This window comes from Streptomyces sp. MUSC 14 (genome assembly GCF_001866675.1).
Classification (GTDB): Bacteria; Actinomycetota; Actinomycetes; order Streptomycetales; family Streptomycetaceae; genus Streptomyces.
The window spans coordinates 21,436-48,326 of sequence record NZ_MLYN01000044.1; the positions used below are offsets into that span (position 1 = coordinate 21,436).

The 26,891-nt window shown below is 73.7% G+C and carries 22 protein-coding genes; 7 read left to right on the forward strand and 15 right to left on the reverse strand.

What is annotated here, in order from left to right:
• Nucleotides 1–26: 26 nt before the first annotated feature.
• The 9 genes from BIV25_RS27185 to BIV25_RS27225 all read right to left on the reverse strand — a co-directional run bounded on the left by BIV25_RS27185 (nt 27) and on the right by BIV25_RS27225 (nt 13,597).
• On the reverse strand, nt 27–4,670 hold the full coding sequence (locus BIV25_RS27185) for a hypothetical protein (RefSeq protein ID WP_071375071.1): 4,644 nt from the start codon (nt 4,668–4,670) through the stop codon (nt 27–29).
• A gap of 64 nt (nt 4,671–4,734) precedes the next feature.
• The gene (locus BIV25_RS27190) at nt 4,735–5,613 is read right to left on the reverse strand and encodes a hypothetical protein (protein ID WP_071375072.1); all 879 of its coding nucleotides are present in this window, start codon (nt 5,611–5,613) and stop codon (nt 4,735–4,737) included.
• A gap of 31 nt (nt 5,614–5,644) precedes the next feature.
• Nucleotides 5,645–7,174 carry a hypothetical protein gene (locus BIV25_RS27195; RefSeq protein ID WP_071375073.1) on the reverse strand — a complete coding sequence of 510 codons (1,530 nt, stop codon included), beginning with the start codon at nt 7,172–7,174 and terminating at the stop codon, nt 5,645–5,647.
• Nucleotides 7,175–7,243: 69 nt separating this feature from the next.
• Nucleotides 7,244–7,951, reverse strand: a complete 708-nt coding sequence (locus BIV25_RS27200; protein WP_071375074.1) for a GntR family transcriptional regulator — start codon at nt 7,949–7,951, stop codon at nt 7,244–7,246.
• Nucleotides 7,952–8,031: 80 nt separating this feature from the next.
• Complete coding sequence (locus BIV25_RS27205; RefSeq protein ID WP_079176921.1) at nt 8,032–9,000, reverse strand: SGNH/GDSL hydrolase family protein; 969 nt, start codon at nt 8,998–9,000, stop codon at nt 8,032–8,034.
• Nucleotides 8,997–10,172 (reverse strand): glycosyltransferase, encoded by a 1,176-nt coding sequence (locus BIV25_RS27210; protein WP_071375075.1) that lies wholly within the window; start codon nt 10,170–10,172, stop codon nt 8,997–8,999. Before BIV25_RS27210 ends, BIV25_RS27205 begins: the two co-directional genes overlap by 4 nt.
• Nucleotides 10,169–11,296 (reverse strand): glycosyltransferase family 1 protein, encoded by a 1,128-nt coding sequence (locus BIV25_RS27215; protein WP_071375076.1) that lies wholly within the window; start codon nt 11,294–11,296, stop codon nt 10,169–10,171. The genes BIV25_RS27210 and BIV25_RS27215 overlap by 4 nt, the downstream gene beginning before the upstream one ends.
• 189 nt (nt 11,297–11,485) lie before the next feature.
• Complete coding sequence (locus BIV25_RS27220; RefSeq protein ID WP_071375077.1) at nt 11,486–12,904, reverse strand: hypothetical protein; 1,419 nt, start codon at nt 12,902–12,904, stop codon at nt 11,486–11,488.
• Between the two features lie 300 nt (nt 12,905–13,204).
• Nucleotides 13,205–13,597, reverse strand: a complete 393-nt coding sequence (locus BIV25_RS27225; RefSeq protein ID WP_071375078.1) for an ankyrin repeat domain-containing protein — start codon at nt 13,595–13,597, stop codon at nt 13,205–13,207.
• Between the two features lie 310 nt (nt 13,598–13,907).
• Here BIV25_RS27225 and BIV25_RS27230 point away from each other — a divergent pair, with 310 nt between their 5' ends.
• Both BIV25_RS27230 and BIV25_RS27235 read left to right on the forward strand, forming a co-directional pair.
• Nucleotides 13,908–14,102 (forward strand): hypothetical protein, encoded by a 195-nt coding sequence (locus BIV25_RS27230; RefSeq protein ID WP_071375079.1) that lies wholly within the window; start codon nt 13,908–13,910, stop codon nt 14,100–14,102.
• A gap of 40 nt (nt 14,103–14,142) precedes the next feature.
• Nucleotides 14,143–15,753, forward strand: a complete 1,611-nt coding sequence (locus tag BIV25_RS27235; RefSeq protein ID WP_071375080.1) for a hypothetical protein — start codon at nt 14,143–14,145, stop codon at nt 15,751–15,753.
• Between the two features lie 44 nt (nt 15,754–15,797).
• Here BIV25_RS27235 and BIV25_RS27240 read toward each other — a convergent pair whose 3' ends face one another.
• A complete protein-coding gene (locus BIV25_RS27240; RefSeq protein ID WP_071375081.1) occupies nt 15,798–17,306 on the reverse strand; it encodes a PLP-dependent aminotransferase family protein in 1,509 nt (502 codons plus the stop codon).
• A 102-nt stretch (nt 17,307–17,408) separates the two neighbouring features.
• Between BIV25_RS27240 and BIV25_RS27245 the strand changes: the two genes are divergently transcribed.
• From BIV25_RS27245 to BIV25_RS27260, 4 genes are all read left to right on the forward strand, one after another.
• Nucleotides 17,409–18,062: a YitT family protein gene (locus BIV25_RS27245; RefSeq protein WP_071375082.1), complete on the forward strand. Its 654-nt coding sequence runs from the start codon at nt 17,409–17,411 to the stop codon at nt 18,060–18,062.
• The gene (locus BIV25_RS27250; protein WP_071375083.1) at nt 18,059–18,835 is read left to right on the forward strand and encodes a glycerophosphodiester phosphodiesterase; all 777 of its coding nucleotides are present in this window, start codon (nt 18,059–18,061) and stop codon (nt 18,833–18,835) included. The genes BIV25_RS27245 and BIV25_RS27250 overlap by 4 nt, the downstream gene beginning before the upstream one ends.
• Before the next feature lie 55 nt (nt 18,836–18,890).
• Nucleotides 18,891–20,237: an MFS transporter gene (locus BIV25_RS27255; protein WP_071375084.1), complete on the forward strand. Its 1,347-nt coding sequence runs from the start codon at nt 18,891–18,893 to the stop codon at nt 20,235–20,237.
• Between the two features lie 278 nt (nt 20,238–20,515).
• Nucleotides 20,516–20,890 carry an RNA polymerase-binding protein RbpA gene (locus tag BIV25_RS27260; RefSeq protein WP_003977404.1) on the forward strand — a complete coding sequence of 125 codons (375 nt, stop codon included), beginning with the start codon at nt 20,516–20,518 and terminating at the stop codon, nt 20,888–20,890.
• 80 nt (nt 20,891–20,970) lie between these two features.
• On the opposite strand, the gene fxsA is transcribed toward BIV25_RS27260, so the two are convergent.
• The 4 genes from fxsA to BIV25_RS27280 form a co-directional block, all read right to left on the reverse strand.
• The gene (gene fxsA, locus BIV25_RS27265) at nt 20,971–21,534 is read right to left on the reverse strand and encodes an FxsA family membrane protein (RefSeq protein ID WP_071375085.1); all 564 of its coding nucleotides are present in this window, start codon (nt 21,532–21,534) and stop codon (nt 20,971–20,973) included.
• 48 nt (nt 21,535–21,582) lie between these two features.
• Nucleotides 21,583–22,371 (reverse strand): polyprenol monophosphomannose synthase, encoded by a 789-nt coding sequence (locus tag BIV25_RS27270; protein ID WP_071375086.1) that lies wholly within the window; start codon nt 22,369–22,371, stop codon nt 21,583–21,585.
• Nucleotides 22,372–22,957: 586 nt separating this feature from the next.
• The gene (locus tag BIV25_RS27275) at nt 22,958–24,574 is read right to left on the reverse strand and encodes an amidohydrolase (RefSeq protein ID WP_071375087.1); all 1,617 of its coding nucleotides are present in this window, start codon (nt 24,572–24,574) and stop codon (nt 22,958–22,960) included.
• 73 nt (nt 24,575–24,647) lie between these two features.
• The gene (locus tag BIV25_RS27280; RefSeq protein WP_071375088.1) at nt 24,648–25,088 is read right to left on the reverse strand and encodes an Lrp/AsnC family transcriptional regulator; all 441 of its coding nucleotides are present in this window, start codon (nt 25,086–25,088) and stop codon (nt 24,648–24,650) included.
• Nucleotides 25,089–25,332: 244 nt separating this feature from the next.
• Here BIV25_RS27280 and BIV25_RS27285 point away from each other — a divergent pair, with 244 nt between their 5' ends.
• Nucleotides 25,333–25,767 carry a hypothetical protein gene (locus BIV25_RS27285; protein WP_071375089.1) on the forward strand — a complete coding sequence of 145 codons (435 nt, stop codon included), beginning with the start codon at nt 25,333–25,335 and terminating at the stop codon, nt 25,765–25,767.
• 30 nt (nt 25,768–25,797) lie between these two features.
• Here the strand turns inward: BIV25_RS27285 and BIV25_RS27290 are convergent, their stop codons facing one another.
• Entirely contained in the window at nt 25,798–26,880 is a 1,083-nt protein-coding gene (locus tag BIV25_RS27290; protein WP_071375090.1) for a phosphotransferase family protein, read from the reverse strand.
• Nucleotides 26,881–26,891 lie beyond the last annotated feature (11 nt).

Sequence of the window (26,891 nt, forward strand, 5' to 3'; positions counted from 1 at the left end):
CGCGGCCCCGCCTCACCGCATGACCGTCATGCCGGCTTCTTGAACATCCGCGTCGCCGTGATCTCGCTGCGCACCGCTTCTCCGGCCTGGGCCTGCTGGGGCAGCCCGGGCCGCAAGTGCTCCTCCACGCTGATGTACTTCAGACCCGCCCGGAGGTCCGCGTCGTTGCGCAGCCGGATGACCAGCGGGAACTCGGCGAGGGCGGTCGTGTCGAACAGGCCGGTGGTGTAGAGCAGTTGCACGCCCAGCGCGTCGGACACGGCCCGCTGGAGTTCCAGCAGGTACGTCGCGTTGGCGCGGCCGATCGGGTTGTCGAGGAACAGCGTGCCGGCGTGCCGGTGCTTCTCGCGGCCCCGGTCGTTCGAGCGCAGGGCGGCCATCGTGCAGTACAGCGCGATGGCGGCGGTGAGCAACTGTCCGCCGGAGAACACGTCGCCCATCTGTCCGACGGGGACGCGCTCGGCGCGCAGCACGGCGTCGGGCTTGAGGATCTCGACGGCCACACCCTTCGGCTGGAGGGCCGCCGCGACGCCCCGCAGCAGCAGGGACATGCCGTCGCGGCGCAGGTCGGAGTTCTTCTTCACGGCCGCGCGGGTGGCCTCGTCGATGACTTCGCCGAGGCGTTCGGTGAGCGTGAGCTGGTCCGGTTCCTCAAAGCGGATGCGGAGGAACTCCTGCCCGGACCACTCGCCGAGCCCCTCCGGCAGCCGGGAGAGCCGCTGGGCGGAGCGCAGCGTGGCGAGCGCGGACTCCACCAGCCCGCGCAGCCGGTCCACGATCGAGTCGCGGTTGCGCTCCAGCTGGGCCAGTTCGTCGGTCAGGACGCGCAGCCGGGGTGCGAAGGCGTCGGCCCACTTCTGGGCGTGCTCGGGCAGCGCGGAGGCGGGCAGTTCACGGATCTGCTGGCGGGCGGGGGTGCGGACCTGCTCGTAGCGCGTGGAGTTGGCGTGCCGGACGAGGACGTCGCTCGCCTCGCGCACGGCCGCCTCGGCGGCGGACAGGTCGCCGGCGCAGCCGCGCAGCGAGCGGCGGGTCTCGGCGGCGGAGTGCCGGGCGTCCTCCAGGCTGCCCGGGTAGGGATCCGGCTCCTCCGCGTCCTCCTCCGGGGCGTGCTCGCGCAGCAGGTCACGGAGCATGGCGGCGATCTCGTCGAAGCCGCCGGCCGCGTCCTCGGCGCCGCAGTGGGCGTCCAGCAGCTCGGCGTGCGCGTCGCGGGCCTGGGCCAACGCCTCGGTACGGGAGGTCAGTTCGCCCGTCGCGGTGCGCAGCAGAGCCTGGGCGTGCTCGGCGTCGCGCGGGACCAGTTCCTCGGGGAGCTCGGTGTGTGCCTCGCCGTCCTCGGGGGCGTGGCGCTCGGCCTCGCCGCGCAGCCGGCCGAGCTGCTCGCTCGCGGTGGACATACGGGTCTCCAGGAGCTGCACCAGCTCCTCCGCGCGCGCGGCGGCCGCCTGCCGGGAGGGGCCGTCGGAGCCGTCGGGCGACTGGAGCAGCTGCTCGGCGCGGGTGCGCACCTTGTTGGTGAGCCGGTCCAGTTCGGCGCGGGCGGCGCTCTCGTCGCTCTCCGCGCGGGCCTGCTCGGCCCGCAGGTCGGCGCCGACGCCGACCTTCTCGTACACCTGGGAGGCGGCCCGGTAGGCCTCGCGGAGGGCGGGCAGGGCCGCCTTCGGGGCGTCCACGTCCTCCACCGGTACGTCGTCGGGGGCGCCGGCGATCTCGGAGCGCTCGGCGCGCAGCGCGCGGGCGGTACGGCGGGCGTCGTCGGCGGCGCGCTGGGCGGCGCGGCGGTCCTCGTCGGCGGCGCGGGCGCGGTCCAGGCAGACCTGGGCGCGGGCCTCGGACTCGGCGGCCTCGTCGGCGAGTTCGCGGAGCCTGACCTGCCAGCCGGCGCGCTCACGGAGCCGGAAGGCGAGACCGGCGAGGGCGTCGGCGGCGCGGCGGGCCTTCTGCGCGGCCTCCTGACGCTCGTCGCGCAGCTGGGCGGCCTCGGCGGCGGCCTCCTCGGCCTCGGCGCGTGCGGTGCGCGCCTCGGCCAGTTCCGCCTCGGCCTCCTCGGCGAACTCGCCGGCCTCCTGGGCGGCCCCGGCGAGTTCGGTGAGGCGTCCGGCGGGGCAGCCGGTGCGCCAGGAGGCGAGCCGGGCGGCCAGCTCGCGGTCCTGGCCCAGCCGGGCGGCCAGGGTGCGGATCTCCTCGTCGCGCTCGGTGGCCCGGGCGCGCAGCGCGTGCCGTTCCTCGTCGGCGGCGAGTTCGTCGTGCATGGCCGGGTTCGGCGGCACGAGGAAGACGTCGTTCGAGGAGGCGTCGGTGGCGGGGGGCGGGGCGAGCAGGGCGGCGGCCGTACCGACGGCGACGGTCGAACGGGGCAGCAGGGCGGCGTCGGCGAGGGCGTCGCGGGCGCGCGCGTGCGTGTCCGGGTCGGTGATGATCACGCCGTCGACGAGTTCGGGCCGGGCGGCGAGCACGCGCGCGTGGTCGGCGGGGTCGACGGACTGGGCGAGGTAGCGCCAGCCGGGCAGCGCGGGGATGCCGTGCTCGCCGAGGAACTCCACGGTGGCCAGCACGTCCGGGCCGGGCGGCAGCAGCCCGCCGTCGCCGAGTGCGCCGAGGATCCGGGCGTCGTCGGCGGCCGCGGTGCGCAGTTCGAACAGGTGCCGTTCGGCGGTCGTCACGGCGTCGTCGAGGAGTGCGCGCAACTCGTCCGCGAACCGGTCGAGTTCTTCGGGCCGCAGCGGGCCGTCGGCTGCGGGGCGCGCCTGCGTGGCCGCCGTGACGCGCGTGTCGTCGTCGGTGTCGGTGCGCGGGCCGGGCACGCGTGCCCTGCTCGGGGTGCCGGGCAGGCTCAGCAGTTCCGCGAGCCGTTCCTCGGCGGCCAGGGACTCGGCGAGGCGCTGCTCGGCCTCGTGGGCGCGCGCGGCCGCGGCCGCCGCGTCGGCCGCGCGGGCCGCCGTCAGCTCCGCCCGGGACTCGGCGGAGGCCGCCTCGCGCGCGTGCTCGGTGACCTTGCGGGCGGCCTCGCGGGCCGCGTCCCAGGCGGCCACCGCGGTCTTCTCGGCGTCGCTGGCGGCGAGCGCGGCGCGGGCCGGGTCGGCGTCGGGGGCGCTGTCGTCGAGCCAGCCCGCGCGGACCGCCTCGGCGGTCTCCTGCTCGACCTCGGTGAGACGCTGGCGCAGATGCCCGGCCTCGCTGCGGGCTCGCTGGGCCTCGGTCGCGGCGGTCGTGGAGTCGCGGTGGGCGCAGTCGCCGACCTCCTGGAGGGCGGCGGAGCGCTCCTCCTCCTCGTTGGCGAGGGTCTCGGCGCTCTCGGCGGCGGTGTGCAGGGCCCGTACGAGGTCCACGGCGGCCTTGGCGCGGGCGGCGAGCGCGGGTGCCGCGTCCCGCTCGGCCTCCTGGATGGCGGCGGACACGCGCGCGACGCGGTCGGCGGCGGCCCGGTGCCGCAGCACGGCCTCGGCGGCCTGCCAGGCGGAGTGCAGGGTGCGGGCGTCGGCCAGCTCGCGTTTCTGCGCGGCGGCGGACTTCTCGGCGGCGGCGAGCGCCAGGGAGGCGTGCCGGTAGGCGAGTTCGGCGGCGGTGAGCGCGCTGCGCTCCCGCCCGCCCTCGGAGTGCGTGACGGCGTAGGCGGCGGCCGTGACGCGCTGGGCGAGGTCGGCGGCCCGCACCCGCTCCCGCACGGCCCGCGCGGACAGCCGCCGGGCGAGGGTGCGGGTGCGGCGCTCGGCACCGGCGTGGACGTCACGCGCACGCGCGCGGGTGTCGGCGGCCTCGACGATGCGCCCGAGCAGGTCGGCCGAGCCGGCGGTGAAGTCCCGTTCGGCGATCAGCTCGGCGCGCCGGCCGAGCTTGTTGCCGAAGCCGCTGACGAGGTCGGCAAGGCCGTCGGTGTCGCGGGTGTCAGTGACCGCGCGCAGCAGCAGGTCGGTGAAGTCGGAGTCCTTCTTGACCGCGAAGAGGCCGGCCGCCTCGCCCTCGTCGGCGTTCATCTCGCGCTGGTAGCGGAAGAGTTCGGGGTCGAGGCCGAGGTCGCCGAGGTGCTCGATCCAGCGGTCGTGGATCTCCTCCCAGTGCACCTCCAGGTGCGGGTAGGCCTTGCCCGCCTCCGTCAGGGCGTCACGGAAGCCCTTCATGGTGCGGCGCCGGCCCTGGGCGCCCGAGGTGCCCTCGACGGGCGGCCGCACGGCGGTGGCCTCGGCGACCGGCAGGTTGTCCAGGCTCAGTCCGGGTCCGGGCCGGAAGGAGTACCAGGCCTCGGCGAACTTGCGCGGGTCGTTGGATACCTGCCGCCCCCGCCACTCGCTGGCCTTGCCGACGACGACGCACTCGCCGGTCTGCACGTGCTGCCACTCCAGCGCCACGTGTCCGCAGTCGTCGGCGAGCAGGAACTTGCGCAGCACGCCGGAGCTGGCGCCGCCGAGGGTGTTGCGGTGGCCGGGCAGCATCACCGAGAAGATCAGCTTGAGCAGGACCGACTTGCCGCCGCCGTTCTCCAGGAAGAGCACGCCCGCGGGCGCGGGGCGGCGCGGCGGGCCGACCGGTTCCGCCTCGAAGAACTCCGCCTGCATGGGCGCCGGGTCGGGCACGGGCTCGCCCACGCCCCGCAGGTCAAGCACGGTGTCGGCGTAGCGCGCACCGGCAGGACCGATCGAGTAGAGGCGGACCCGGGACAGCTCGTACATGGCGGACTCTCGTAAGTCTGGTGAAAGGTGCGGTGGTTCAGGTCGTGACGGGGCCCGGCGGGCCTCAGGAGTGGAACGGCAGTCCGGCGTCGGCCACCAGTTCCAGGTCCTCGGTGTCCTCGGCGGGCAGCAGGCTGGCCGTGCCGTCGGTCACCGGGACGATGCCCAGGTCGAGCAGTTCGGCCAGCGCCGCGGCGCCGGCCATGTCGCGGACCTGGAGTTGGTAGCGGGCCGTGGTGCGGTACGTGCCGCCGCCGTCGTCGCCGGTGCGCTGGAGGAAGCCCGAGTCGGTGAGGAAGACGAGCGCCTTGGCGACGATGCCGGTGGTGGAGGCCGCGGGGCGGCGGGCGTCCTTGGTGGCGCCGGTGGCGCTGCGTCTGGCCCAGATCCGCCAGGCGGCCTCCAGGCCGGGCGCGTCGGTCGCCGGGTCGGTGTTCTCGCCCTGCTGCTCGGCCCGCTCCTCCAGGCGCCGGCAGGCCTGGCGTACGAAGCCGTCGACGCCGTTGACCGTGACGCGGCCGATGTAGGAGTCGTCGGCCAGGTCCTCGGGGCGCGGGAACGCCAGTGCGGCGGCGGCGAGATGGGCGAGGCCGTGCAGGAAGCGGTCGCCGGAGTCGGCGGCGGTGCGACGCGCGTAGTCGCCCATGCGGACGGCGAACACGGAGTCCTCGGCGGCCGTCACGGCCATCCCCGCGCGCGGGGACACCTCCAGCACGACGAGGCCGAGGCCGGCGGCGACGGCGTCGGCGAGCCGCGCGAACGCCGGGTCCTCGCGGTAGCGGCGCAGCAGCTCCGTGTACTCCTGGTCGCGCGCGGGCTGCACCTTGGGCTGCAGGCCGAAGGCGACGAGCCGCGCCGCGTCGGCGGCGTCGGCGGGGGTGACGGCGGCACCGGCCGGCGCGGCGGCGGGCTCGGGCTCACTCCAGTCGACGTGCTCGGTCACGGCTTCGGCTCCTTGTCGCGTGCTTGCTCGGTCATGCTGCTTCCGTCCGGTCCGCCGCCATCCCCGCCGCGTCCAGCAGCGCGGTGCCCACGATCAGGTCCGCCCCGCCGAACTCGGGATCGTCCAGCTCGGTCCCGTCGTCCACGGCGAACAGGAGCTTCTCCTCGCCCTGCCGGTACGCGGTGCCGACGGCCGGGCTGGCCGCGTGCACCGCCAAGAGGGCCACCAGATAGGCGAGATCGGGGTCACCGGTGCGGCGGGCCTCGGCCAGCAGCCCCGACAGCCTGCGCGGTGCGTCGGCCGGGAGGTCCAGCAGCTCCGTCGCGGCGATGAGTTGCTCCTCGCTGAACCGGCTGTCGTCGGGCGTGGCGATCAGGTCGGGTTCGGGCATCTCCGCGCCCAGGTGCTCCCGTTCGACGGGTGGGGTCAGCAGTATGTCGACGAGGTCCGCCACGCGCACGGAGACCGGCGTGCGCAGGCCCGTGCCCTGGGCGAAGAAGGCGTCCGTGACCCGGATCGCCTGCTCCAGGGGCAGCGGCAGGACGGGGGCGACGAGATGGCCGTACAGGTCCGTTCCGGACGTCGTAGCCGCGGTGGCGAAGGCCTGCCGGTCCTGCTCGGCGCGGAAGAGCGGACCGGCCTCCAGCAGGCGGGACTGGAGCTGGGTGTGCCGCCGGATGCAGTCCTTGACGATGTCGACGAGCTCGGCGGCGCGGCGCTTGTGCTCGGGCTCCTCGGTCTCGTCGCGGGCCTTGCGGATGTTGGTGAGGATCGCGTTCTCGTGGCGGTAGCGGTCCGCCACGTGGTCCAGGGCCTCGGCGATCATGTCCGGTACGGAGTTCAGCCAGTCGACCGCGCGGACGTTGCGGCGGGTGGCCTCCAGGGCGCGGCGCAGGGTCTCGGAGTACTGCACCGTGCGGTAGCGGGCCTGCTCGGCGGCGAGCTGGGCGTCGGCCAGCCGGCCGCGGTTGATCAGCACTTCGAGCTTGACCTCGGCGGCGATCTGGGCACTGGTGACGTCGGTGTCCAGGGCGCCGACCAGGACGTTGACCGCTTCGTCGGTGGTGCGCAGGTAGACCGTGCCGCCGGGGCCGGGGACCTCTTCGATCAGCTTGAAGTCGTAGTCCCGGCGGACGTATGTGCCGTCCGCGCCGAAGGTGCCGTACACGGCGCGGAAGCCGCGGTCGACGCTGCCGACGTTGATCAGGTTCTCCAGGACCCAGCGGGCCACGCGCTCGTGCTCGCCGGTGGGCCGCTGCGGGGCCTGGGCGGCGATGCGCGGGATCAGCCGGGCCACGATCTGCTCGTGGTCCGCGCCGGTGTCGAAGTCCATGTTGAGCGTGACGAGGTCGATGGCGGCCAGGGCCACCTCGGCCATTCCGTACACCGAGTACTCACCGGCGAGGTTGGCCTTGCGCGCGTCGAGGTCGTGCAGCGGCGCCGTGCAGGCGAGCGCGCGCAGCCGCCGCGCCAGCCCCTCGTCGGCGGCCGGGCCCGGAGCCGGGCGCGCCGCGGCGCTGAGCTGGGGCGGAACACTGTCCGTCGATGCGGGTGAAGTCACGGTGCACAGACTAGGTCCTCGGTCTGACATCGACCCAAACGACGCAGAAGCGACGGGCGTCACACAGGCTCAACAGAGCCCGGCGCCCTCCTCGCCCACCCTGCGCCGGTACACCTCCACCACCCGCTCCAGCGAGTCGGTGAGGTAGGTCTCCAGCAGTTCCTCCGCCCCGAGCCGGTCACCGGTCCGGAGCGCCCGGAGGATCTGGTGGTTGCGGGCGAGGTACGGCTCGTGCAGCCGGCGCGGGTCGTCCACGACGTGGAAGGCGAGCCGCAGTTCGGCGAAGACGCTGCGCATCAGTTCGTCGGTGCGTTCGCTGCCGGCGAGGGCGACCAGTTCGCGATGGAAGTGGATGTTGGCGGTGCCCAGCGCCTTCCAGTCGGTCGCGGCGGCCGCCGTCTCGCCCTCGGCGACGGCTGCGGCGAGCCCGCCCAGCGGGTACGGCGGCTCGCCGAGCCCGCGGACGACGGCACACTCGACCAGCGTGCGCGCGCGGTAGATGTCCTCGACGTCCTCGACCGTCAGGACCCGGACGAACACGCCCCGGTTCAGCTCGTGGACCAGCAGGCGTTCGTGCGTGAGCAGCCGGAAGGCCTCGCGCAGGGTGTTGCGGGAGACCCCGAGCGCCCCGCCGATGCCGTCCTCCGACAGCCGCGTGCCGGGCGGGAAGTACCCGTCGGCGATACGGCTGCGGAGGATGTCCGACACGCGCTCGGCCGTGCTCGTACGCCCGAGGAGGGCCCGGTCGCCGGCCAGTCCCGTCAGCTGCTCTGCCATGCCGGGAATTCAATCGCAGACAAGCGGAACGAGACAACATGGGCATTGTCGGATCGTTGAACGATTCATCTCCAGCGCGTCTAGCCGACTCCGTTCGCCGCCACCTCCGCGTCCTCCCGGTGGGACGCCGGCGATTCCGCCTCCGCGCGGTGACCGGCACCGCCGGGCGCTGCGGCGCGGTTCACGACGACACGGCGCAGCTGTGCCCCGTCGGTGGCACCGGTGCGCGCCGGCAGGGCGGCCAGGGCCGCGGACACCTCCGCCGACGCGCTCCGGTCGAGCCGGGCGCTGGTCCCGCGGGCCCGGTGGCGCATCTCGTCGGCGGCGAGACGCAGCAGCTGGGGCAGCAGGTCCTTGCACCGCCGCACCACCCACCCGGTGCCGGCGGTGGCCAGCCACAGCAGGCTCGCCGTACGGGTCGGCGCGGGGAACTCCGGCTCGGGCGAGGGAGGTTGGCCGCTCGCCCGGCCCGCCTCGGCGAGCAGGCCGTGGAAGTGGGCGGCGAACTGCCGGTGCCCGCGCTCGCTCGGGTGCAGCCGGTCCGCGCTCCACAGGGCCCGGTCGGTGATCCAGGTGCCGCCGGTCGCGTGCAGATGGACGGCGCCGTACCGCTCGGACAGCGTGTGCACGACGGTGTTGACCGCGCGCTGCCGGCGGGCCAGCGGGCAGGCGAGGGCGCCGGGGAGCCCCAGCATCGCGCCGGGGTCGGGCAGGCAGGCGGTGAGCAGGGTGGCGCCCTGCCGGGTGAGGGCGGCGTAGGCCTCGTCGAGGCGGGCGGCCACCGCGCGGATGTCGAAGGTGTGGCGCAGGGTGTCGTTGACACCGACGACCACGCAGGCCACGTCCGGGCGCAGGGCGAGGGCGGCCGGGAGCTGTCGCTCTCCCACGTCCCGGGTCTGCGCCCCGCTGACGGCGAGGTTGGTGAACTCCACCTCCCCCGCGAGGGACGGCGCCAGCAGCGCGGCCCAGCCCCGCCAGCCGGTGCCCACGGGGTCGCCCACGCCCTCGGTCAGCGAGTCACCGAGGGCGACGAAGCGGACGGCTCTCATGCCACGCCCTCCGCGACGGCACCGCGACGGGGCGCGGTCACCGGGGCGTCGTGCGCGGCGAGGAACGCCTCCACGGCCGTACCCCACCCGAAGCACTCGGCACGCGCGCGTGCCGTCTCGCGGCGCTCGGGTTCGCCGCGTTCCAGGAGCATGTCGACGGCGTCGGCGAAGGCCTCGCCGTGGTCGGCCGCGGTCGCGCCCGCGGACCCGATCACCTCGGGCAGCGCGGAGGAGGCGCTGGCCACGACGGGGGTGCCGCAGGCCATGGCCTCCAGCGCGGCCAGCCCGAAGGTCTCGGCGGGCCCGGGCGCCAGGGCTATGTCGGCGGACGCCTGGAGCGCCCCGAGCAGGCTGCGGTCGGAGACGTGCCCCAGGAAGGTCACCGGCAGCCCTCGCTCCCGCGCGCGCTGCTCCAGCCGGGCCTTGAGCGGTCCGTCCCCGGCGACCACGAGCACGGTCCTGCGGCCGCGCCGCAGCAGCGCCTCCAGGGCGTCCAGGGCGGTACCGGGACGCTTCTCGACGGAGAGCCGGGAACACATCACGAGCAGCGCCTCGTCTCCGCGCGCGTGGCGCTCGCGCAGTGCGGGGTCGCGCAGCGCGGGGTGGCGTTGCATCAGGTCGACCCCCAGGGGGGCGCGTACGACGTTGCGCGCGCCGATGCGGACGAACTCGCGCTCGGCGAACTCCGTGGTGCACACCACCCGCGAGTAGACGTGCGCGGTGCGGGTGTTGAGGGCGTCGGCGGCCTTGCGGGAGAGGTTCTCGGACAGGCCCCAGGTGCGCAGCACGCCGTCGGCGGTCTCGTGGGAGACCATCACGGCGGGCACGCGCGCGCGTCGGGCCCAGCGGCCCGTCCAGCGCAGGGTGGTCCGGTCGGAGACCTCCAGGCGGTCCGGGGCCAGCTCCTCCAGGACGGCGGCCACGCGCCGCTTGTCGGTGAGGACGCGGTAGCCGCCGGTGCCGGGCAGCAGCGGGCCGGGCAGGGTGATGACGCGGCCCTGCTCGGTGTCCTGGTCGGTGTGGCGTTCGCCGGGCACGATCAGCACCGGTTCGTGGCCGGCCGCGCGGAAGCCCTTGCCGAGTTCGCGCAGGGCGGTGCGCAGGCCGCCGGAGGCGGGGGCGACGAAGTTGGCGAGGCGGACGATGCGCAGGGAGGAGCCGGTGCCGGTCATGCCGCCACCGCCGTCTTCCGGGCCGCGAGGACGTCGCCGTAGTGCCCGATCAGCTGGTCGCCGACGGCGGCCCAGGTGCGGCCCTCGACCATGGTGCGGGCGGCGAGGCCGTACGCGATCCGGCGGTCGGGGTCGGTGACCAGGGTGCGCACCGCCTCCGTCACGGCGTCGGCGTCGAGCGCCGGGACGAGCAGTCCGGTGCGCTCGTGGGCGACCAGGTCGAGCGGGCCGCCTGCGGCGGGCGCGACGACCGGGACGCCGCTGGCCATGGCCTCCTGGACGGTCTGGCAGAACGTCTCGAAGGGGCCGGTGTGCGCGAACACGTCCAGCGAGGCGAAGATCCGCGCGAGGTCGTGGCCGGTGCGGCGGCCGAGGAAGGCGGCGCCGGGCAGCGCCTCGGCGAGGTGGGCGTGGCTCGGCCCGTCACCGACGACCACGACCTTCACGCCCTCCAGCCCGCAGACCCCGGCGAGGAGTTCGACGTGCTTCTCGGGGGCGAGCCGGCCGACGTAGCCGACGATCAGTTCGCCGTTCGGGGCGAGTTCCCGGTGCAGGGACTCATCACGGTGCTCTGGCTTGAAACGGACGGTGTCCACACCGCGCGGCCACAACCGGACCCGGGGCACGCCGTGGGCCTCCAGGTCGGTGAGGGCGGCGCTGGAGGGGGCCAGGGTGCGGTCGGCGGCGGAGTGCACGGAGCGGATCCGCCTCCAGGCGGCCGCTTCTCCGGCGCCCATGTACGTCCGCGCGTACCCGGCGAGATCGGTCTGGTAGACGGCGACGGCGGGGATCCCGAGCCGGGCGGCGGCGGCCATCCCGCGGACGCCGAGGACGAAGGGGCTGGCGAGATGGACCAGGTCGGCGCGGTGGTGGAGGAGGGCCGCGGCGAGGCGCCGGCTGGGGAGGGCGACGCGGACCTGGGGGTAGCCGGGCAAGGGGAGGGAAGGGACGCGGACGACCGGGCACGGGGCATCCGTGTCCGGCGCGCTGCCGGGAGCGGGGGCCGGCGCGACGACGAGCGGGGAGTGACCGCGATCAACGAGGTGCCGGGCGGTCTGGAGCGCGCAGTGGGCCACGCCGTTCACATCGGGGGGAAAGGATTCGGTCACGATGACGACACGCATACGGGTGTTGTCGCCGCGCTGGAAGTGGCCGCGTCAACGTCGATCTTTCCGCTCGGGGAACGTCCTGTGAGCGTTGGGCTGCACACCCGAGCAGGTCAGACGGCCGTCATGGCCGCCTGACCCGTGGGTCATCCCGTGTTCACCCGGCGGGCGGCCGTCCGCCCGTTCCGTACGCACGCGTGGGGGGGGTCAGCCGCCGGCGGTGTCGGGGCCGAAGCGGCTGCGGACGGCCGTCTGGACCTCCGCCTCCTCAGCCGGATCGGCGGCCAGGCGGCGCAGGCGCTCCACGACCCGGGTGTCACCGGTCTCGGCGTGCCGGGCGGCGATCTCGCGGGTGGTCTCCTCGCAGTCCCACAGGCATTCGACGGCGAAGCCGGCGGCGAAGGAGGGGTCGGTGGCGGCCAGGGCGTGGGCGGCGCGGCCACGCAGGTGGGAGGAGGCCGTCTCGCGGTAGACGTGCCGCAGGACGGGGGCGGCGCAGGCGATGCCGAGACGTCCGGCGCCGTCGACGAGGGTCCACAGGGTGGGCGCGTCGGGGCCTTCGCCGCGTACGGCCTCGCGCAGGGCGCCGAGGACCAGGTCCTTGTCGCGCGCGCCGCCCCGGCAGGCGAGCATGCGGCCCGCGGCGGCGCCGAGGGGGTCGGGGCGCTGGGCCCAGCGGCGGGCGCGGTCGACGGCGGCGACGCTGCGCATCCGTTCGAAGGCGTCGACGGCGGCCTCCACGACGACGGTGGCGCCGTCGGCGACCGCGGCCTCGATCAGGTCGAGGGCCTCGGCGTCGTTGCCGTCGGCGAGGTAGCGCAGGGCGGTGCAGCGGGCGCCGTCGGTGCCGGTCCGGGCGGCCTGGACGATCTCCGCGCGGTCCTCGGGGCCGGCCACGGCGACCAGACAGCGGGCGGCCGGCACATGGAGTGCGGCGCCGCGGTCCATGCCCGCCTGCGCCCACTCGAAGACGGCGCGCACGCTCCAGCCCGGCCGGGGACCGGTCGGCTGCATCTGCCGCTGCCAGCGGTCGAAACAGCCGGTCTCCTGCGCGGCACGCACACGCGTGGCGATCGATTCGCGCGGATCCTCCGCCCACAGCCGCCAGGGCCGGGGCTCGAAGGCGTCCCGGACGGCGGCGGCCAGCTCGGCCTCGCCCTCGGCGTCGGTGCCGAAGCGGGCCAGCACGGGGGCGGCGAGGGCGCGCAGGCCGGCGTCGTCGTCCCGCAGGGCCAGCTCGTCCAAGGCCCACGCCCAGCTGCTGCCCGTGGCGGCGTAGCGCCGCAGCAGTTCGAGCGCGTCGAGCCTGCCGTAGGAGGCGAGGTGCCCGAGCACGGCGAGGGCGAGACCGGTGCGGGACTCGTCGGTGTCGAGAACGTCCTCGGGGCCGAAGAGGTGGGCCGCGATCGCGTCCAGCTCGCCATTCAGGTCGAGGTACAGGCGCGCGTAGTAGAGCGAGCGGTTCTCCACCTGCCAGTCCTGGCGGGGGTCGCGCAGCACGCACTGGTTCAGCGCAGCGAGCGCTTCCGCGCGCGGCGCGGTGAGCGCGTGCAGCGTGCCGTCGCCGCGGCCCCGCTGCAACAGGCCGAGCAGCGTACCGCTCGGCGCTATGAACGGATCGAACATGGGAAACAGCCTCACATCAAGCGTCGACGCAACCGGGGAACACGAACTACCTGGCCGCGTGACACAACGTCGGAGCGCCCGCCGTCTCTTGCTTGCTGTAGACCATTTCTCTCTGCCTCTCGTCGGTGGCCCATGCGGACCGCATCACGGCCCGCGCGGTGCGGCAACACCTGCCCAGCCATCGCGTCCGTGAATCACGTCGTCATGATGACCCGCGGTGTGTGCTGCCGCGACCGTATTTCCGGCGGCCTTGTACCGCCTCCCCCGTTTTGTGTGTCGTACCTGGTCAGGACATATACATCAGGATGCGCCGAACAGTTCCAGGACTTCCGTCTTGCCGAACATGCGCGCGGTGTCGACGGCGGAGGGCGTGCCCGCGGCGGGATCGGCACCGCCCGCCAGGAGCGCCTTGATGACCTCGGCCTCGCCCTTGAAGACGGCGCCCGCGAGCGGTGTCTGCCCTCGGTCGTTGACGTGGTCCGCCGCCGCGCCGCGCACGAGCAGTTCGCGCACCGTCTCCGCATGGCCGTGGTAGGCGGCGAGCATCACCAGCGAGTCGCCCCGGTCATTGGTGAGGTCGGCCGGGACGCCGGCGTCGACGTATGCCACGAGCGCCTCGGTCTGCCCCTGCCGGGCCAGATCGAAGATCTTGGTCGCCAGCTCCACGACCTCGGGGTCGGGGGCTTCGCTCATCGGCCGGACCGCCTCTCCTGGGAACTTCGGTGACTTGGAGGGAGCGTACGGCAGCGAGCGGAACGCGGCCGTACGAGTGAATCGTCAGCGTACTGGCTCCCGGGGCACACGACCCGATGCGCCCGAGGTGAAGATCACGTTCACACCCCCACTCGGAGCATCGGCCCCGGCCGGCCGGGCGGAACCCGCTCCGTCAACCGAGGGAAATCGGTCCCATTTCACCCATTTGCACCTTTTATCATATGGACACATCCTGTGATCCTGGAACAACTCATGGTGACTGTCCCCCCTCGACACCAGGAGGCCTCAAATGGTCTTTTCCATGTCCGGCGTCATCATTCTCGGCGTGGTCGTCTTCCTTTTCTTCCGCAAGGACGGGCTGAAGGGCACACACGCCACCGTGACGACCCTGTTCGGCTTCTATCTCGCCAGCACGGGCATCGCCCCGAGCATCAAGGCCGGCGGCGAGAGCCTGGCGAGCCTCCTCGGCGGCATCAAGTTCTGACCCGGTCCGTCCCGCCCGCACGCACCATCAGGAGACAGCAGTGGCCCGGCGCCCTCTCCCCCGCATCCTGAGCAAGGACAGCGCCCAGATCGCCCGGATGCAGCTCGTCCGGAGCCGGGAACTGGCCCGGACGGCGGCCGACAGTGCCACCGACGTCCTCCACCCGCTGATCACCATCGCGCGCGGGATGCGCCGGCTGGCCACGGCCGGGCGGCGCAAGTGGGCGGACACGCCCGAGGACAGGCGTGGACCACTGCTGTTCCTGGTGGCAGCCGTGGTCCTGGTCGTGGCGCTGGCGCCGTACGGCCCGCTGCTCGCCGTCATGTCCGTGATGGCGGCAGCGGCCTGGTACGGCCGCGACCGCACCGAGCCGGCCCCCGAAGGGCCGGACGAGTCCCAACTCGTCGAGCGGCTCCAGTCCCTCTACGAGGCCCTGGTGCCGTACTTCACCGACCCCGAGGACCCGGCGCCGCTGTACGCGCACGGCGGGGAGTGGGAGAACGCCTTCGCGGCGCACGAGTTCGACGACGACAGCCGCATCGGCCACCTCGTGCTCCGCTATCCCGCCTACTTCCCGGACGGCGAGCCCGAGGCCCGCGCACGGATCGAGCACCTGCTCACCGCGAAGGCCGGACGCGGCCGCGAATACCACTTCGGATGGGACGAGGAGGGCAACGAGCTCACCGTCAACGTCCTCGACCCGCTGCCCACCGACATCGCCGCCCAGCACTTCGTCACCGCGCCGGGCGAGACCGTCCTCGGCTTCACCGACCCGAGCGAGGTCCAGCGCACGCTCCCCCTCTCCTGCGGCGAGGAACAGATCGACGTCCCGCCGGTCGTCTGGCGCACCGGCGCGCGCTCCACCGAGCCGCACCTGCTGGCCGTGGGCCAGCCGGGCAGCGGCGCGTCGACCCTGCTGCGCTCCCTCGCCCTCCAGGCGCTGCGGCACGGCGACGTCCTGATCGTCGACGGCGGCGGCACGGGCGAGTACACGTGTCTGACCGGCCGGGACGGGGTCATGGCCGTGGAGTGCGCGCTGCCCGGCGCCCTGGCGAGCCTGGAGTGGGCCGCGCAGGAGACCGAACGCCGGCTCATCGCCATCAACCTGGCCCGGCAGGCGGGCGACCCGCCGCCCGCGGACACCCGCCGCCCGCTGTGGATCCTCCTCGACCGCCCGGCCGTCCTCGCGCACCTCGCCGGCTCGGAGAGCCGCCCGGACCCGCAGGACCTGCTCCAGGTCCCGCTGCGGCACGGCCGTGCGGCCAACGTGACCGTCGTGGTGGCCGAGCAGTTCGACGGCGCGGAGGCGCTGAGCGACGTGGTGCGGCAGCACACGCGCGCGCGTGTCGTCCTCGGTCCCACCACGCCCCGCGAGGTGGAAGCGGTGCTCGGCGCTCCGCCGCACACCACGCCGCCGGCCCACGTCCCGCCCGGTCGCGGCTACGCCCGCCTGGGCTGCGGCCCGGTGCACCGCCTCCAGGTGCCGCGCACCCCGGACCCGTACGACGACGCCACGAGCGACGCCGACAGCGCCGCGGTGCTGGACCTGCTGCCGCCCCGGACCGCGGTGATGGAGATCCAGCCGCCGGAGCCGGCGGATCTGACGAAACCCGCGGCGAGCACGGAAGCCGTGGGGGCGGAGACCACGTAAGGGACTCCGCGATCGGCGCCGCCCGCGGAGCCGCCCAGGAGGCGTCAGGCCACGAACGTCCGCGGCGCCTCCACGCCCCCCGTCGCCCCCGTCTCGACCAGACGGGCCGCGGCCACCAGCCGTACCGCCGCCTCCTCAGCCACCGCTCCCCCGACGGTGAACGGCAGCCGTACATAGCCCTCGAACGCGCCGTCCACGCCGAAGCGGGGGCCGGAGGGGACACGGACGCCGGTGCGCTCGCCCGCCTCGGCGAGCCGGGAACCGGACAGGCCGCCCGCGCGGACCCACAGGGTCAGACCGCCCTGCGGCACCTCGAACTCCCAGGTGGGCAGTTCACGGCGGAGCACCGACACCAGCGCGTCCCGGTTCTCCCGGGCCTGAGCGCGGCGCAGGTCCACCGCCTGCTCCCAACCCCCGGTACTGAAGAGCCAGTTGACGGCGAGCTGTTCCAGCACCGGGGTGCCGAGATCGGCGTACGCGCGCGCGGCGACCAGGCTGCGGATCACGTCCGGCGCCGCCCGCACCCAGCCGATGCGCATGCCCGCCCAGAACGCCTTGCTGGCCGAGCCGACCGTGATCACCGTGGAACCCGCCGGGTCGAACCCGCACACCGGGCGGGGCATGTCCGCCGCGCCCATGCCCTCGTCCAGCCACAGCTCGGTCATCGTCTCGTCCACGACGAGCACGGTGCCGGCCGAGCGCGCCGCGTCCACCAGCCGCCGTCGCTGGTCCTCGTCGGCGAGCGCGCCGGTGGGGTTGTGGAAGTCGGCGACCACATAGGCGATGCGCGGCGCGGCCTCGCGCAGCACCTGGCGCCAGCGGTCCATGTCCCAGCCCGACAGCCCCTCGGCCATGGCGACCGGGACCAGGCGGGCGCCGGCCTCGCGCATCAGCTGGAGGATGTTGGCGTAGGACGGGGATTCCACCGCGATGCGCTCGCCGCGGCCCGCGAACAGATGGCAGATCGCGTCGATGGCGCCCATCGCCCCCGTCGTCACCATGATCTGCTCGGGCATGGTGGGAATCCCGCGCGCGGTGTAGCGCTCGGCGATCATCTCGCGCAGGGCGGGCAGCCCGGCCGGATAGTCGCCGTGCGTGTGGGCGTACGGCGGCAGTTCCTCAAGGGCACCCTGCACGGCCCGGGTCAGCCAGGGCTCGGGGGCCGGGAGCGAGGCGCAGCCCAGGTCGATCACCGAGCCCAGCGCCTCCGGGGGCAGGGGTTCGAGGCCGCGGGCCGGAATCGGGTTCCCGGCCGGCACGGCGGTCCAGCTGCCGGCGCCGCGCCGGGACTCCAGGAAGCCCTCGCTGCGCAGCGCCTCGTACGCGGCCGCGACGGTGGTACGGCTCACGGACAGGCCGAGGGCGAGTTCGCGTTCGGCGGGGAGGCGGGCGGCGACCGGCACGCGCCCTTCGAGCACCAGCAGCCGGATGCCGTCGGCCAGGGCGCGGTACGCGGGCGGGCGACGGGTGCCCGGACCGGCCGGGCGCTCCTGCTGGGAGTTGAGGAGCCGGGCGAGTTGCGCGGCACCCATCGCAGAGGTCCACTGCGCCATGACGATCAGTCCACCTTCCCCGAATTGGCCATGGATGACTCTTCATCCCAAGCCACAGAGTGACATGCGTCAAGCCACCGGCACCACCCAGGGGGGTATTGCATGTCCACTACCGATCGTCTCGTACGGCGGTTGATCCAGCTGTACGCCGGCCTCGCGCTCTACGGCGTGAGTTCCGCGCTGCTCGTGGCGGCGGGCCTCGGCCTGGAGCCCTGGGGTGTGCTGCACCAGGGGCTCGCGAAGCTGACCGGGCTGACCATCGGCGTGGTCTCGATCGTCGTGGGCGCGGCGGTGCTGCTGCTGTGGATCCCGCTGCGCCAGCGCCCGGGACTCGGCACGGTCTCCAACGTCTTCGCCATCGGCCTCGCCATGGACGGCACGCTCGCGCTGATCCCCGACCCGCGCTCCCTCGCCGTACGGATCCCGCTGATGCTCGCGGGAATCGTGCTGAACGGCGCCGCGACCGGCCTGTACATCTCCGCGCGCTTCGGCCCCGGTCCCCGCGACGGGCTGATGACCGGGCTGCACCGGCGCACCGGCCGCTCGATCCGGCTGGCGCGGACGACGATCGAGGTGGCGGTGGTGGTCACCGGTTTCCTCCTGGGCGGCACGATCGGCGTGGGCACCGTGCTGTACGCGGTGTCCATCGGCCCGCTCGCGCAGCTCTTCCTCCGGGTGTTCGCCATCCCGGCGGAATCGGCCCGCAGCACGGTCGTTGCCGAAGCGACACCGGAACGAGTGATACTGCGTCCGTGAGCCTCACGACACCGGCCAAGCGCCATCCGTACCTCGACCACCCAGGCCCCATCCCCTTCGCCCACCGGGGCGGGGCCGCCGACGGCATCGAGAACACCGTGGCGCAGTTCCACCGCGCGGTGGAGATGGGCTACCGCTACATCGAGACCGATGTGCACGCCACGGCGGACGGCCGCCTCGTCGCCTTCCACGACTCGACCCTGGACCGGGTGTCCGACGGGGCGGGCCGGATCGCGGACCTGCCCTGGGAAGACGTGCGGCACGCACGCGTGGGCGGTCGCGAACCGGTGCCGCTGTTCGAGGAGTTGCTGGAGGCCTTCCCCGGGGTCCGCTGGAACGTCGACGTCAAGGCGGAGCCCGCCCTGCGGCCGCTGCTGGACCTGATCGAGCGCACGGACGCCTGGGACCGGGTCTGCGTGGGCTCCTTCTCCGAGGCACGGGTGCTGCGCGCCCAGCGGCTGGCCGGACCGCGCCTCGCGACCTCGTTCGGCACCCGCGGGGTACTCAGCCTGCGGCTGCGCTCGTGGGGCCTGCCGGCCGCCGTGCGCCGCTCCGCCGTCGCCGCCCAGGTACCCGAGGCGCAGTCGGGCGTGCCGGTGGTCGACCAGCGCTTCGTTCGCGCCGCCCACGCGCGCGGGCTGCACGTGCACGTGTGGACGGTCAACGAACCGGAGCGCATGCACCGGCTCCTGGACCTGGGTGTCGATGGCATCATGACCGATCACATCGACACATTGCGCAAGGTCATGGAGGACCGCGGCGTCTGGGCCTGACCGGCCCCGCGGCGGCCCGAGCCTTCGCAGTTCAGCGGGGAAAGCGAGGGCACGGGTGGAGACAGACACCGTGCGCACACGGGCTGCGGACGAGACCGCCGCCCTCCGGCGCGAGCAACGCGGCTGGTACTTCTACGACTGGGCCTGCTCGGTCTACTCGACGAGCGTCCTGACCGTGTTCCTGGGGCCCTACCTCACCTCGGTCGCCGAGCGGGCCGCGGACTCCGGCGGCTACGTGCATCCGCTGGGCGTGCCGGTCCGGGCGGGGTCCTTCTTCGCCTACTCGGTGTCCCTCTCGGTCATCGTGGCCGTGGTGCTGATGCCGCTGGTGGGCAGCGCCGCCGACCGCACGGGCCGCAAGAAGCCCCTGCTCGCCGCGGCGGCGTACACCGGTGCGGCCGCGACCACGGGCATGTTCTTCCTCGACGGAAACCGGTATCTGCTCGGCGGGGTGCTCCTCGTCGTGGCCAACGCGGCGCAGTCCGTCGGGATGATGCTCTACAACTCGTACCTGCCGCAGATCGCCCCGCCCGAGGAACGCGACGCGATCTCCTCACAGGGCTGGGCCTTCGGCTACGCGGCGGGCTCCACGGTCCTCGTCGCCAACCTGGTGCTGTACTCGGCGCACGGCTCGTTCGGGCTGTCCCAGACGGAGGCGGTGCGGATCTGCCTGGCCGCGGCGGGCCTGTGGTGGGGCGCGTTCACGCTCGTACCGCTGAGCCGGCTGCGCGACCGGCACACGCGCGTGGAGCGCGCCACGGCACCCGGGCTGCGCCAGCTGGCGGCGACGGTCCGGGACATGCGCCGGCATCCGCTGACGCTGTCGTTCCTGCTGGCGTACCTGATCTACAACGACGGCATCCAGACGGTGATCTCCCAGGCCTCGGTCTACGGCTCGCAGGAGCTGGGGCTCGGGCAGTCGACGCTGATCGTGGCGGTGCTGCTGGTGCAGGTGCTGGCGGTGGCCGGGGCGCTGACGATGGGGCGGCTGGCCCGGACGTACGGCGCGCAGCGCACGATCCTGGGCTCGCTGGTGGCCTGGACGCTCACCCTGGCGGCCGGCTACTTCCTGCCCGCGAAGGCGCCGGTGTTCTTCTTCGTGCTGGCCTCCGGGATCGGCCTGGTCCTCGGCGGCAGCCAGGCCCTGTCCCGGTCGCTGTTCTCGCATCTCGTGCCGCCCGGCAAGGAGGCCGAGTACTTCTCGGCGTACGAGATGAGCGACCGCGGGATGAGCTGGCTGGGGCCGCTGCTGTTCGGCGTGACCTACCAGATGACCGGCAGTTATCGCTCCGCGATCATCTCGCTGGTGGCCTTCTTCGTGATCGGTTTCGCCCTGCTCGCCCGGGTTCCGGTGCGGCGGGCGATCGCCGAGGCCGGGAACCCCGTCCCGGAAAAGATCTAACGCGGATTTAGCGCTCAAGGCGAAAGGGCGGTAGTGTACGCGTTTGGCCTGCCAGGCGTACCGTTACTGCGCGTCAAAGATGCCGAAACGCTGGGTGACATCTGCTAGCAGATGTGACAAACCGGGCGCTGGTGGGTACAACAAGGGGCGGCTACGACGGCGACGCACGACCCGGAACGGGACTCGGAACGGGAATCTTTACCGCCGACCGGACGTTGACCGGATGACGACGACAGCGACACCTGTCCTGTGGGCGACAAGCCCGGGAGGCACGATTCATGAGTGAGCGAGCTCTTCGCGGTACGCGCCTCGTGGTGACCAGCTACGAGACGGACCGCGGTATCGACCTGGCCCCGCGCCAGGCCGTGGAGTACGCATGTGAGAAGGGGCACCGCTTCGAGATGCCCTTCTCGGTCGAGGCGGAGATCCCGCCGGAGTGGGAGTGCAAGGTCTGCGGGGCCCAGGCACTCCTCGTCGACGGCGACGGCCCTGAGGAGAAGAAGGCCAAGCCCGCGCGTACCCACTGGGACATGCTGATGGAGCGGCGTACCCGTGAGGAACTCGAAGAGGTCCTTGAGGAGCGCCTGGCGGTTCTGCGCTCGGGGGCGATGAACATCGCGGTTCACCCTCGGGACAGCCGTAAGTCCGCATAACGCAGCAGACGACAAGACCGCGGGCGCCGTACGTGAATCTCACGTACGGCGCCCGCGGTCTTCGTGCGGCCACGGGACGCTCAGCGCGTCAGGGGCGGGTACTGCTCCCCCGGCTCCGGGCGCCGCCCCGCGCCGTCCTCGCGGATGACCTCGCCCTGCACCACCTTGCCGTCGGGCCGGTGCATACGGGCCTGCTGGAAGGCGTCGCCCAGACTGCCCGGGGCCGCGGCGCCCAGCCGCTTCTCCAGGGCGCTCTCGGCGAAGCGGCTCACGGCCTTCTGGACCGGCGGCACGAGCAGCAGAAGACCGGCCGCGTCGGAGACGAGACCGGGGATCATCAGCAGCAGGCCGCCCAGCATCATCAGGCCGTTGCCGCCGCCGCGCGCCGGGGAACCGCCCTGCTGCAAGGCCTCGTTGAGGCTCTGGAAGGCGCGGCGGCCCGCCCGCTTGATGACCACGGAACCGCCGACGAGGCCCGCGACGAGCAGCAGGAAGACGGCGAGCCCGCCGGCCGCGCCCGCGACCAGGGTCAGCAGCCAGATCTCCAGCACCAGCCACGCGGCGACTCCCAGCGGCAGATACCTGCGCAGCCGGGAGCGCCGGGGCCGGGTGGTGTACGCGGAGGTGGGAGCGCCAGTCGTCATGCTCCCAGTGTGCCTGGCAGCCCCTCAGCGCGGGATAAGGGGTCGGCGCTAGGCCCGCTTGCCCTTGAGCTTGGCGACACGGTCGCCGGCGCCCCAGGCGGTGACCCGCCACAGCGCCTCGATGAGGATGTTCTTGCTCATCTTGGAGTCGCCGAGTTCGCGCTCGACGAACGTGATCGGGACCTCGACCACGTGGTAGCCGGCCCTGACCGCGCGGCGGGCGAGGTCGACCTGGAAGCAGTAGCCCTGCGAGGCGACCTCGTCCAGGCCCAGGCCTTCGAGCGTCTCGCGCCGGAAGGCCCGGTAGCCGCCGGTGATGTCGCGCAGCGGCAGGTCGAGGGCGATACGGGAGTAGAGGCTGCCGCCGCGCGAGATGAACTCACGGGACTTGGGCCAGTTGACCACCCGGCCGCCGGGTACCCAGCGGGAGCCGAGCACCAGGTCGGCGCTCTTGAGGGCGGTGAGCAGCCGGGGCAGCTCCTCGGGCTGGTGGGAGCCGTCGGCGTCCATCTCGATCAGGACACCGTAGTCGTGCTCCATGCCCCAGCGGAAGCCCGCGAGGTAGGCGGCGCCGAGGCCTTCCTTGCCCTTGCGGTGCATCACCTGGACGTGGTCGTCCTCGGCGGCCAGTTCGTCGGCGAGCTTGCCGGTGCCGTCGGGACTGTTGTCGTCCGCGATCAGCACGTGGGCCTCGGGGACGGCCTTGCGTACCCGGCCGACGATGGTCTTGATGTTCTCCGCCTCGTTGTAGGTCGGAATGATCACCAAGGCCGTGCCGAGCGGTCCGAACTGCCTCCCCTGGGTGTTGGCGTCCAGGGTCCCGTCGCCGTCGTTCACTGCTGCCCCTTCTGGTCGTACGCAGGGGTCCCACCATAGTGGCCGTGGCCTGGCCGGTCGCGCCGACATCGTTCGTATCGTGGTGTCGATTCCACAAGAGTGGGGTAAGAACGCGTTTTTCGGCCCCTTTGCGGTGGGCATTGAGTATCTTTCCGCCACCTGTGCCCTCTGTGACCCCTGTGCCCCTGCGGATGGAGGCCCGGCGCCCTTCGGGCCGACCTGGGACCCGCTGGCTGCGGATCGACCGAAAGCCGTTGTCTACTGAGCGCCGGGCTCCACCCGGGTCACACCTTGCCGACCGGCCGGAACGTTCCCTCGTCGGCGCGGGCGCTGAGCCTGGCTCCCAGTGACGGTGCCCGGTGCGGCACACCATCCCTGACCCAGCGGCGCTGCGACGAGTCGCGTGAACGCTCCCCGGTCGGACGTCCGGTGGTGGACTCGGACGAACCTACCGGCCCGTGGGCGCCGACTGTCAAACACCCCTCGGACCGGCCACGACGGCGAGGGCGCCGGTCCGGCCGGGGAGGATGCGCAGGTCGGGCGGCGCGACCGCGGCGACCGGCCGGCGCCGCGCCACCCCGGTAGATCACTCGCCCGGCCGTACGAACACTGTTCGTCCGCCCACCACCGTGCGCAGGCAGACCGGCAGGTCGCGGCCCGGGGTGAGGTCAGGGAGGCCGGGAGTGCCGGAGCGCGGGTCGGTCGACCAGCGGGCCACCCGGTCGTCGGGCGCCTGGACGACCAGCTCGTCGGTGCGCCAGACCGCGTAGTCGGCGGGGGCGCCCGGCACCAGGATCCCCGCGTCGTCCCGCCCCACGGCCCGCCAGCCGCCGCGCGTGTGGGCCGCGAACGCGGCGCGCACGGAGACCCGGTGCTCGGGCGTGTGGTGGAACGCGGCGGCGCGCACGGTGCCCCACGGGTCGAGCGGGGTCACCGGGCTGTCGGAGCCGAAGGCGAGCGGCACGCCGGCACGCAGCAGGGCCGCGAACGGGTTGAGGGTGCGGGCCCGCTCCGCGCCCAGCCGTCGCGCGTACATGCCGTCCGCGCCGCCCCACAGCGCGTCGAAGGCGGGCTGCACGGAGGCGATCAGGCCCAGCTCGGCGAAGCCGGCGACCGTCTCCGGGGTGAGCATCTCGGCGTGTTCGACACGGTGGCGGGCGGCGCGGACGCGGGCGAGGCCCAGCTTCTCGGCGGCGGCGCGCACGCCCTCCACGACGGCGCTCACGGCGGCGTCGCCGATAGCGTGGAAGCCGGCCTGGAGGCCCGCCTCGGTGCAGGCGACGACATGGGCCGCGATCGCCTCGGCGTCCAGGTAGCCGGTGCCGGTGTGGGCGGCGTCGGCGTACGGCTCGTGCAGGCAGGCGGTGTGCGAGCCGAGCGCGCCGTCGGCGAAGAGGTCACCGGCCGCTCCCACGGCGCCCAGTTCGCGCGCCCTGGCCACACCTTCGTCGGCCCGCTCGGCCCAGTAGCCGACGACCCGCGGACCCGGCACCTCGGCGGCGAGCGCGAGCAGGCCGGTGAAGTCGTCCTCGGAGGAGATCTGCGGCCCGCCGCACTCGTGCACCGTGCCGATGCCGAGCGAGGCCGCGCGGGCCAGGGCGGTGCGCTGGGCCTCGGCACGCTGGGCCGGGGTGACGGCGGCGTACGCGGCCCGGCGTACGGCGTGGTGGTCGTCCTTCGTGAGCGGGGCGTCCGTGCGCGGGAGGTCGCCGGGGACCAGGTCCAGCAGGGCGGTGGTGACGACCGCGGAGTGGACGTCGATCCGCGAGAGGTAGAGCGGACGGCCGCCGGTGGCCTCGTCCAGTTCGGCGCGGGTCGGCGGGCGGCCGCCGGGCCAGCGGGCGGCGTCCCAGCCGTGGCCCAGCAGCACGCGGTCGTCCGGGCGGGCGGCGGCGAACGCGCGGATCCGGGCGAGGGCCGCGTCCAGCGTGGGGGCCGCGGACAGGTCGAGGCCGGTCAGGGCGAGGCCGGTGGACGTGGTGTGCACATGGGCGTCGGTGAAGGCGGGGGTGACCAGGGCGCCGTCGAGGTCGACGACCTCGTCCACGCCGTCGGCGAAGGCGTCGGCGGCGCCCTCGGAGCCGACCCAGGCGACGTGGCCGGCCTCCACGACCATCGCCGTCGCGAACGGGTCCGCGGGGCTGTGCACCTCGCCGCGGCGCAGGAGGACGGTCTTGGGGGGCTCGGCGGTGCGCTCACTCATAGCGGACAGTTTCTCTCGCCCCAGCGGCGGCGCCGCACCAGGGGCACCTCCCGGTGCGCCCGCCGCCGGGGAGTCAGATCTTCGGCGGCCTCGCCTCGTACGGCGTCGACAGCGCCACGGTCGTCCGGGTCGAGACGCCCGCCAGGCTGCGCAGCCTGGCCAGCAGCTCCTCCAGCTCGTGCGGGGTGGCCACGCGGACCTTGAGGATGTAGTTCTCGTCGCCGGCGACGCTGTGGCAGGCCTCGATCTCGGGGACGCCGGCGAGGCGGTCCGCGATGTCGTCGGGGGCGCTGGGGTCGAACGGCTTCACCGAGATGAAGGCGGTGAGCGGCAGCCCGACGGCCTCGGGGTCGACCACCGCGGCATAGCCGCGGATGACGCCCCGCTGCTCGAGCCGCCGCACCCTCTGGTGCACGGCCGACGTGGACAGGCCCGTGGCCTTGCCCAGGTCGGTGTAGCTCATCCGCCCGTCCTTGACGAGCAGCTGCACGATCTGTCGGTCCAGCTCCTCCATGGCGCCAAAACCTACCGTGCGGCTGATCTCCTGGGGTAGCCGAGAGCGCAGGTCATGGCCGGTTCGCGCCGAAAAGCACCGCGAATCGCCCAGCGCACGCACCTGCACGTGGCATGTGACGAACGACACACTTCTCGAACGGTCTCCGTGATGTTCTCGTGATTACCCCCGGGACCGGACGGGAAGTGCTTGCTGTGGTCGAGGCCGCAGCGCCTTCACGGCCCAGCCTTAGGGGGAGAATCCCATGCAGAGTGTCCATCGCCCTGGTCGCACCACGTCCAAGCGGCAGCAGCCGGTCGTCGAGCCCGAGCCGGAGTGCGTCGAACCCGACGCCCTCGACGACGAACTGGACGCCTACGACACCTTCGAGATGTACCGGGTGATCTGCCCGGACTGCGCGCAGCCGATCGCGCTGCTGGCGGACGAGGAGATCCTGCCGGAGCACGCGCTGTGCGTCTCACCGTGGAACCCGTTCGGGCTCACGGTCTGTGCGGGTACGGGCCGTGCGGCGGCCGAGGCCCGCTCGGCGGACGAGTCCGCCGAACCGCAGGAGCAGGACACCGCCCTGTTGCTCACGCTGCCCCAGGGTCTGGACTGGCGGACGCAGCCCTTCTCGCACGTCGGCGGCCCGGGTTCACGCCCGATGCGCATGCCGGAGATGCGCCACCAGGCCGCCTGAGCCGCCGCGGTCCCCGTCGGCCGGCCCGGCTCAACTCCCGTACACGCCCTGCACCATGGCGCGCAGACTGTCGTGGTGCAGGATCAGCGTGTCCGGGTCCGCCGGTACGGCGGCCTCCCCGAAGTGCACCTGGCGATAGGCGACGCGCAGCATGACGATCGCGTGCCGCAGGGCGGCGTAGAGGATGTAGAAGTCCATGTCGCGCGGGGTGTGCCCGGTCAGTCGTGCGTAGCGGGCCTCGACCCGGTCGCGGCGCAGGAGTTCGGGCAGGCCGCGCTGCCCGGAGCCGACCGTGAGGTCGTGGAAGAAGCGGTGCAGATAGACCGTCCAGCCGAGGTCGACCTCGCGCGGTGCGAGCGCCGCCATCTCCCAGTCGAGGACCGCGACGGGGTCGAAGCCGTCGTAGACCACGTTCCCGATGCGCGCGTCACCCCAGGTGAGAACGGGTGCGCCGGGCTCGCCCGGCCACATGCGGGCCAGTCGGTCGAAGGCGGCCTCGATCAGTGGCGATCGGGGCAGTCCGTCGATCACCCAGGCGTAGTAGGCGCGTTGGGCCGACACATGGCGGTGCAGCGCGTCGCCCTCGCCGGGCATGGACAGGAAGTCGGCCTCCCCGGCCGGGACTTGGTCGTGCAGCCGGGCCAGCAGCCCGATCGTCGCCGCCTCCAGGTGCTCACGCTCCGCCTCGCTCGCCGCATGCAGCCAACTGCCCTCGTACGTGTACGGCATGACGTCCGGCGGCACCCGGCCCGCCACCCGTGCCATGACGAAGAACGGCGCCCCGAGCGGCTCCGGGTCCTCCTCCAGCCACAGCACCCGGGGCACGGGCACGTCGGTGCGCTCGGCCACGAGGCGCAGGGTGCGGTACTGGCGGGCCATGTCGTACTCCGGGAAGACGGTGTACGCCGACGGGTCCGCGGCCAACCGCAACGCGCAGGAGCGCAGCGGTGGTCGGGGGTGCTCGATGTCGAACAGCAGGGTCTCGCTGGACATGCCGTTGGAGGCCGGGACGGTGATCCCGGTGGCCTTGGCGCCGGGCAGCCGGGTGCCGAGCCAGGCCGTGAGGCGGCGGCCGAGTTCCTCGGGGTCGCGGGTGCTGGTGCGGGGGCGCATGCGGGGCTCCT

Excerpts from the sequence above, each read along its gene's own strand:
- BIV25_RS27185 (WP_071375071.1), bottom strand. The coding sequence starts at position 4,670 with ATGTACGAGCTGTCCCGGGTCCGCCTCTACTCGATCGGTCCTGCCGGT.
- BIV25_RS27200 (WP_071375074.1), bottom strand. The coding sequence starts at position 7,951 with ATGGCAGAGCAGCTGACGGGACTGGCCGGCGACCGGGCCCTCCTCGGG.
- BIV25_RS27205 (WP_079176921.1), bottom strand. The coding sequence starts at position 9,000 with ATGAGAGCCGTCCGCTTCGTCGCCCTCGGTGACTCGCTGACCGAGGGC.
- BIV25_RS27210 (WP_071375075.1), bottom strand. The coding sequence starts at position 10,172 with ATGACCGGCACCGGCTCCTCCCTGCGCATCGTCCGCCTCGCCAACTTC.
- BIV25_RS27215 (WP_071375076.1), bottom strand. The coding sequence starts at position 11,296 with ATGCGTGTCGTCATCGTGACCGAATCCTTTCCCCCCGATGTGAACGGC.
- BIV25_RS27220 (WP_071375077.1), bottom strand. The coding sequence starts at position 12,904 with ATGTTCGATCCGTTCATAGCGCCGAGCGGTACGCTGCTCGGCCTGTTG.
- BIV25_RS27225 (WP_071375078.1), bottom strand. The coding sequence starts at position 13,597 with ATGAGCGAAGCCCCCGACCCCGAGGTCGTGGAGCTGGCGACCAAGATC.
- BIV25_RS27230 (WP_071375079.1), top strand. The coding sequence starts at position 13,908 with ATGGTCTTTTCCATGTCCGGCGTCATCATTCTCGGCGTGGTCGTCTTC.
- BIV25_RS27240 (WP_071375081.1), bottom strand. The coding sequence starts at position 17,306 with ATGGCGCAGTGGACCTCTGCGATGGGTGCCGCGCAACTCGCCCGGCTC.
- BIV25_RS27245 (WP_071375082.1), top strand. The coding sequence starts at position 17,409 with ATGTCCACTACCGATCGTCTCGTACGGCGGTTGATCCAGCTGTACGCC.
- BIV25_RS27260 (WP_003977404.1), top strand. The coding sequence starts at position 20,516 with ATGAGTGAGCGAGCTCTTCGCGGTACGCGCCTCGTGGTGACCAGCTAC.
- fxsA (WP_071375085.1), bottom strand. The coding sequence starts at position 21,534 with ATGACGACTGGCGCTCCCACCTCCGCGTACACCACCCGGCCCCGGCGC.
- BIV25_RS27275 (WP_071375087.1), bottom strand. The coding sequence starts at position 24,574 with ATGAGTGAGCGCACCGCCGAGCCCCCCAAGACCGTCCTCCTGCGCCGC.
- BIV25_RS27280 (WP_071375088.1), bottom strand. The coding sequence starts at position 25,088 with ATGGAGGAGCTGGACCGACAGATCGTGCAGCTGCTCGTCAAGGACGGG.
- BIV25_RS27285 (WP_071375089.1), top strand. The coding sequence starts at position 25,333 with ATGCAGAGTGTCCATCGCCCTGGTCGCACCACGTCCAAGCGGCAGCAG.
- BIV25_RS27290 (WP_071375090.1), bottom strand. The coding sequence starts at position 26,880 with ATGCGCCCCCGCACCAGCACCCGCGACCCCGAGGAACTCGGCCGCCGC.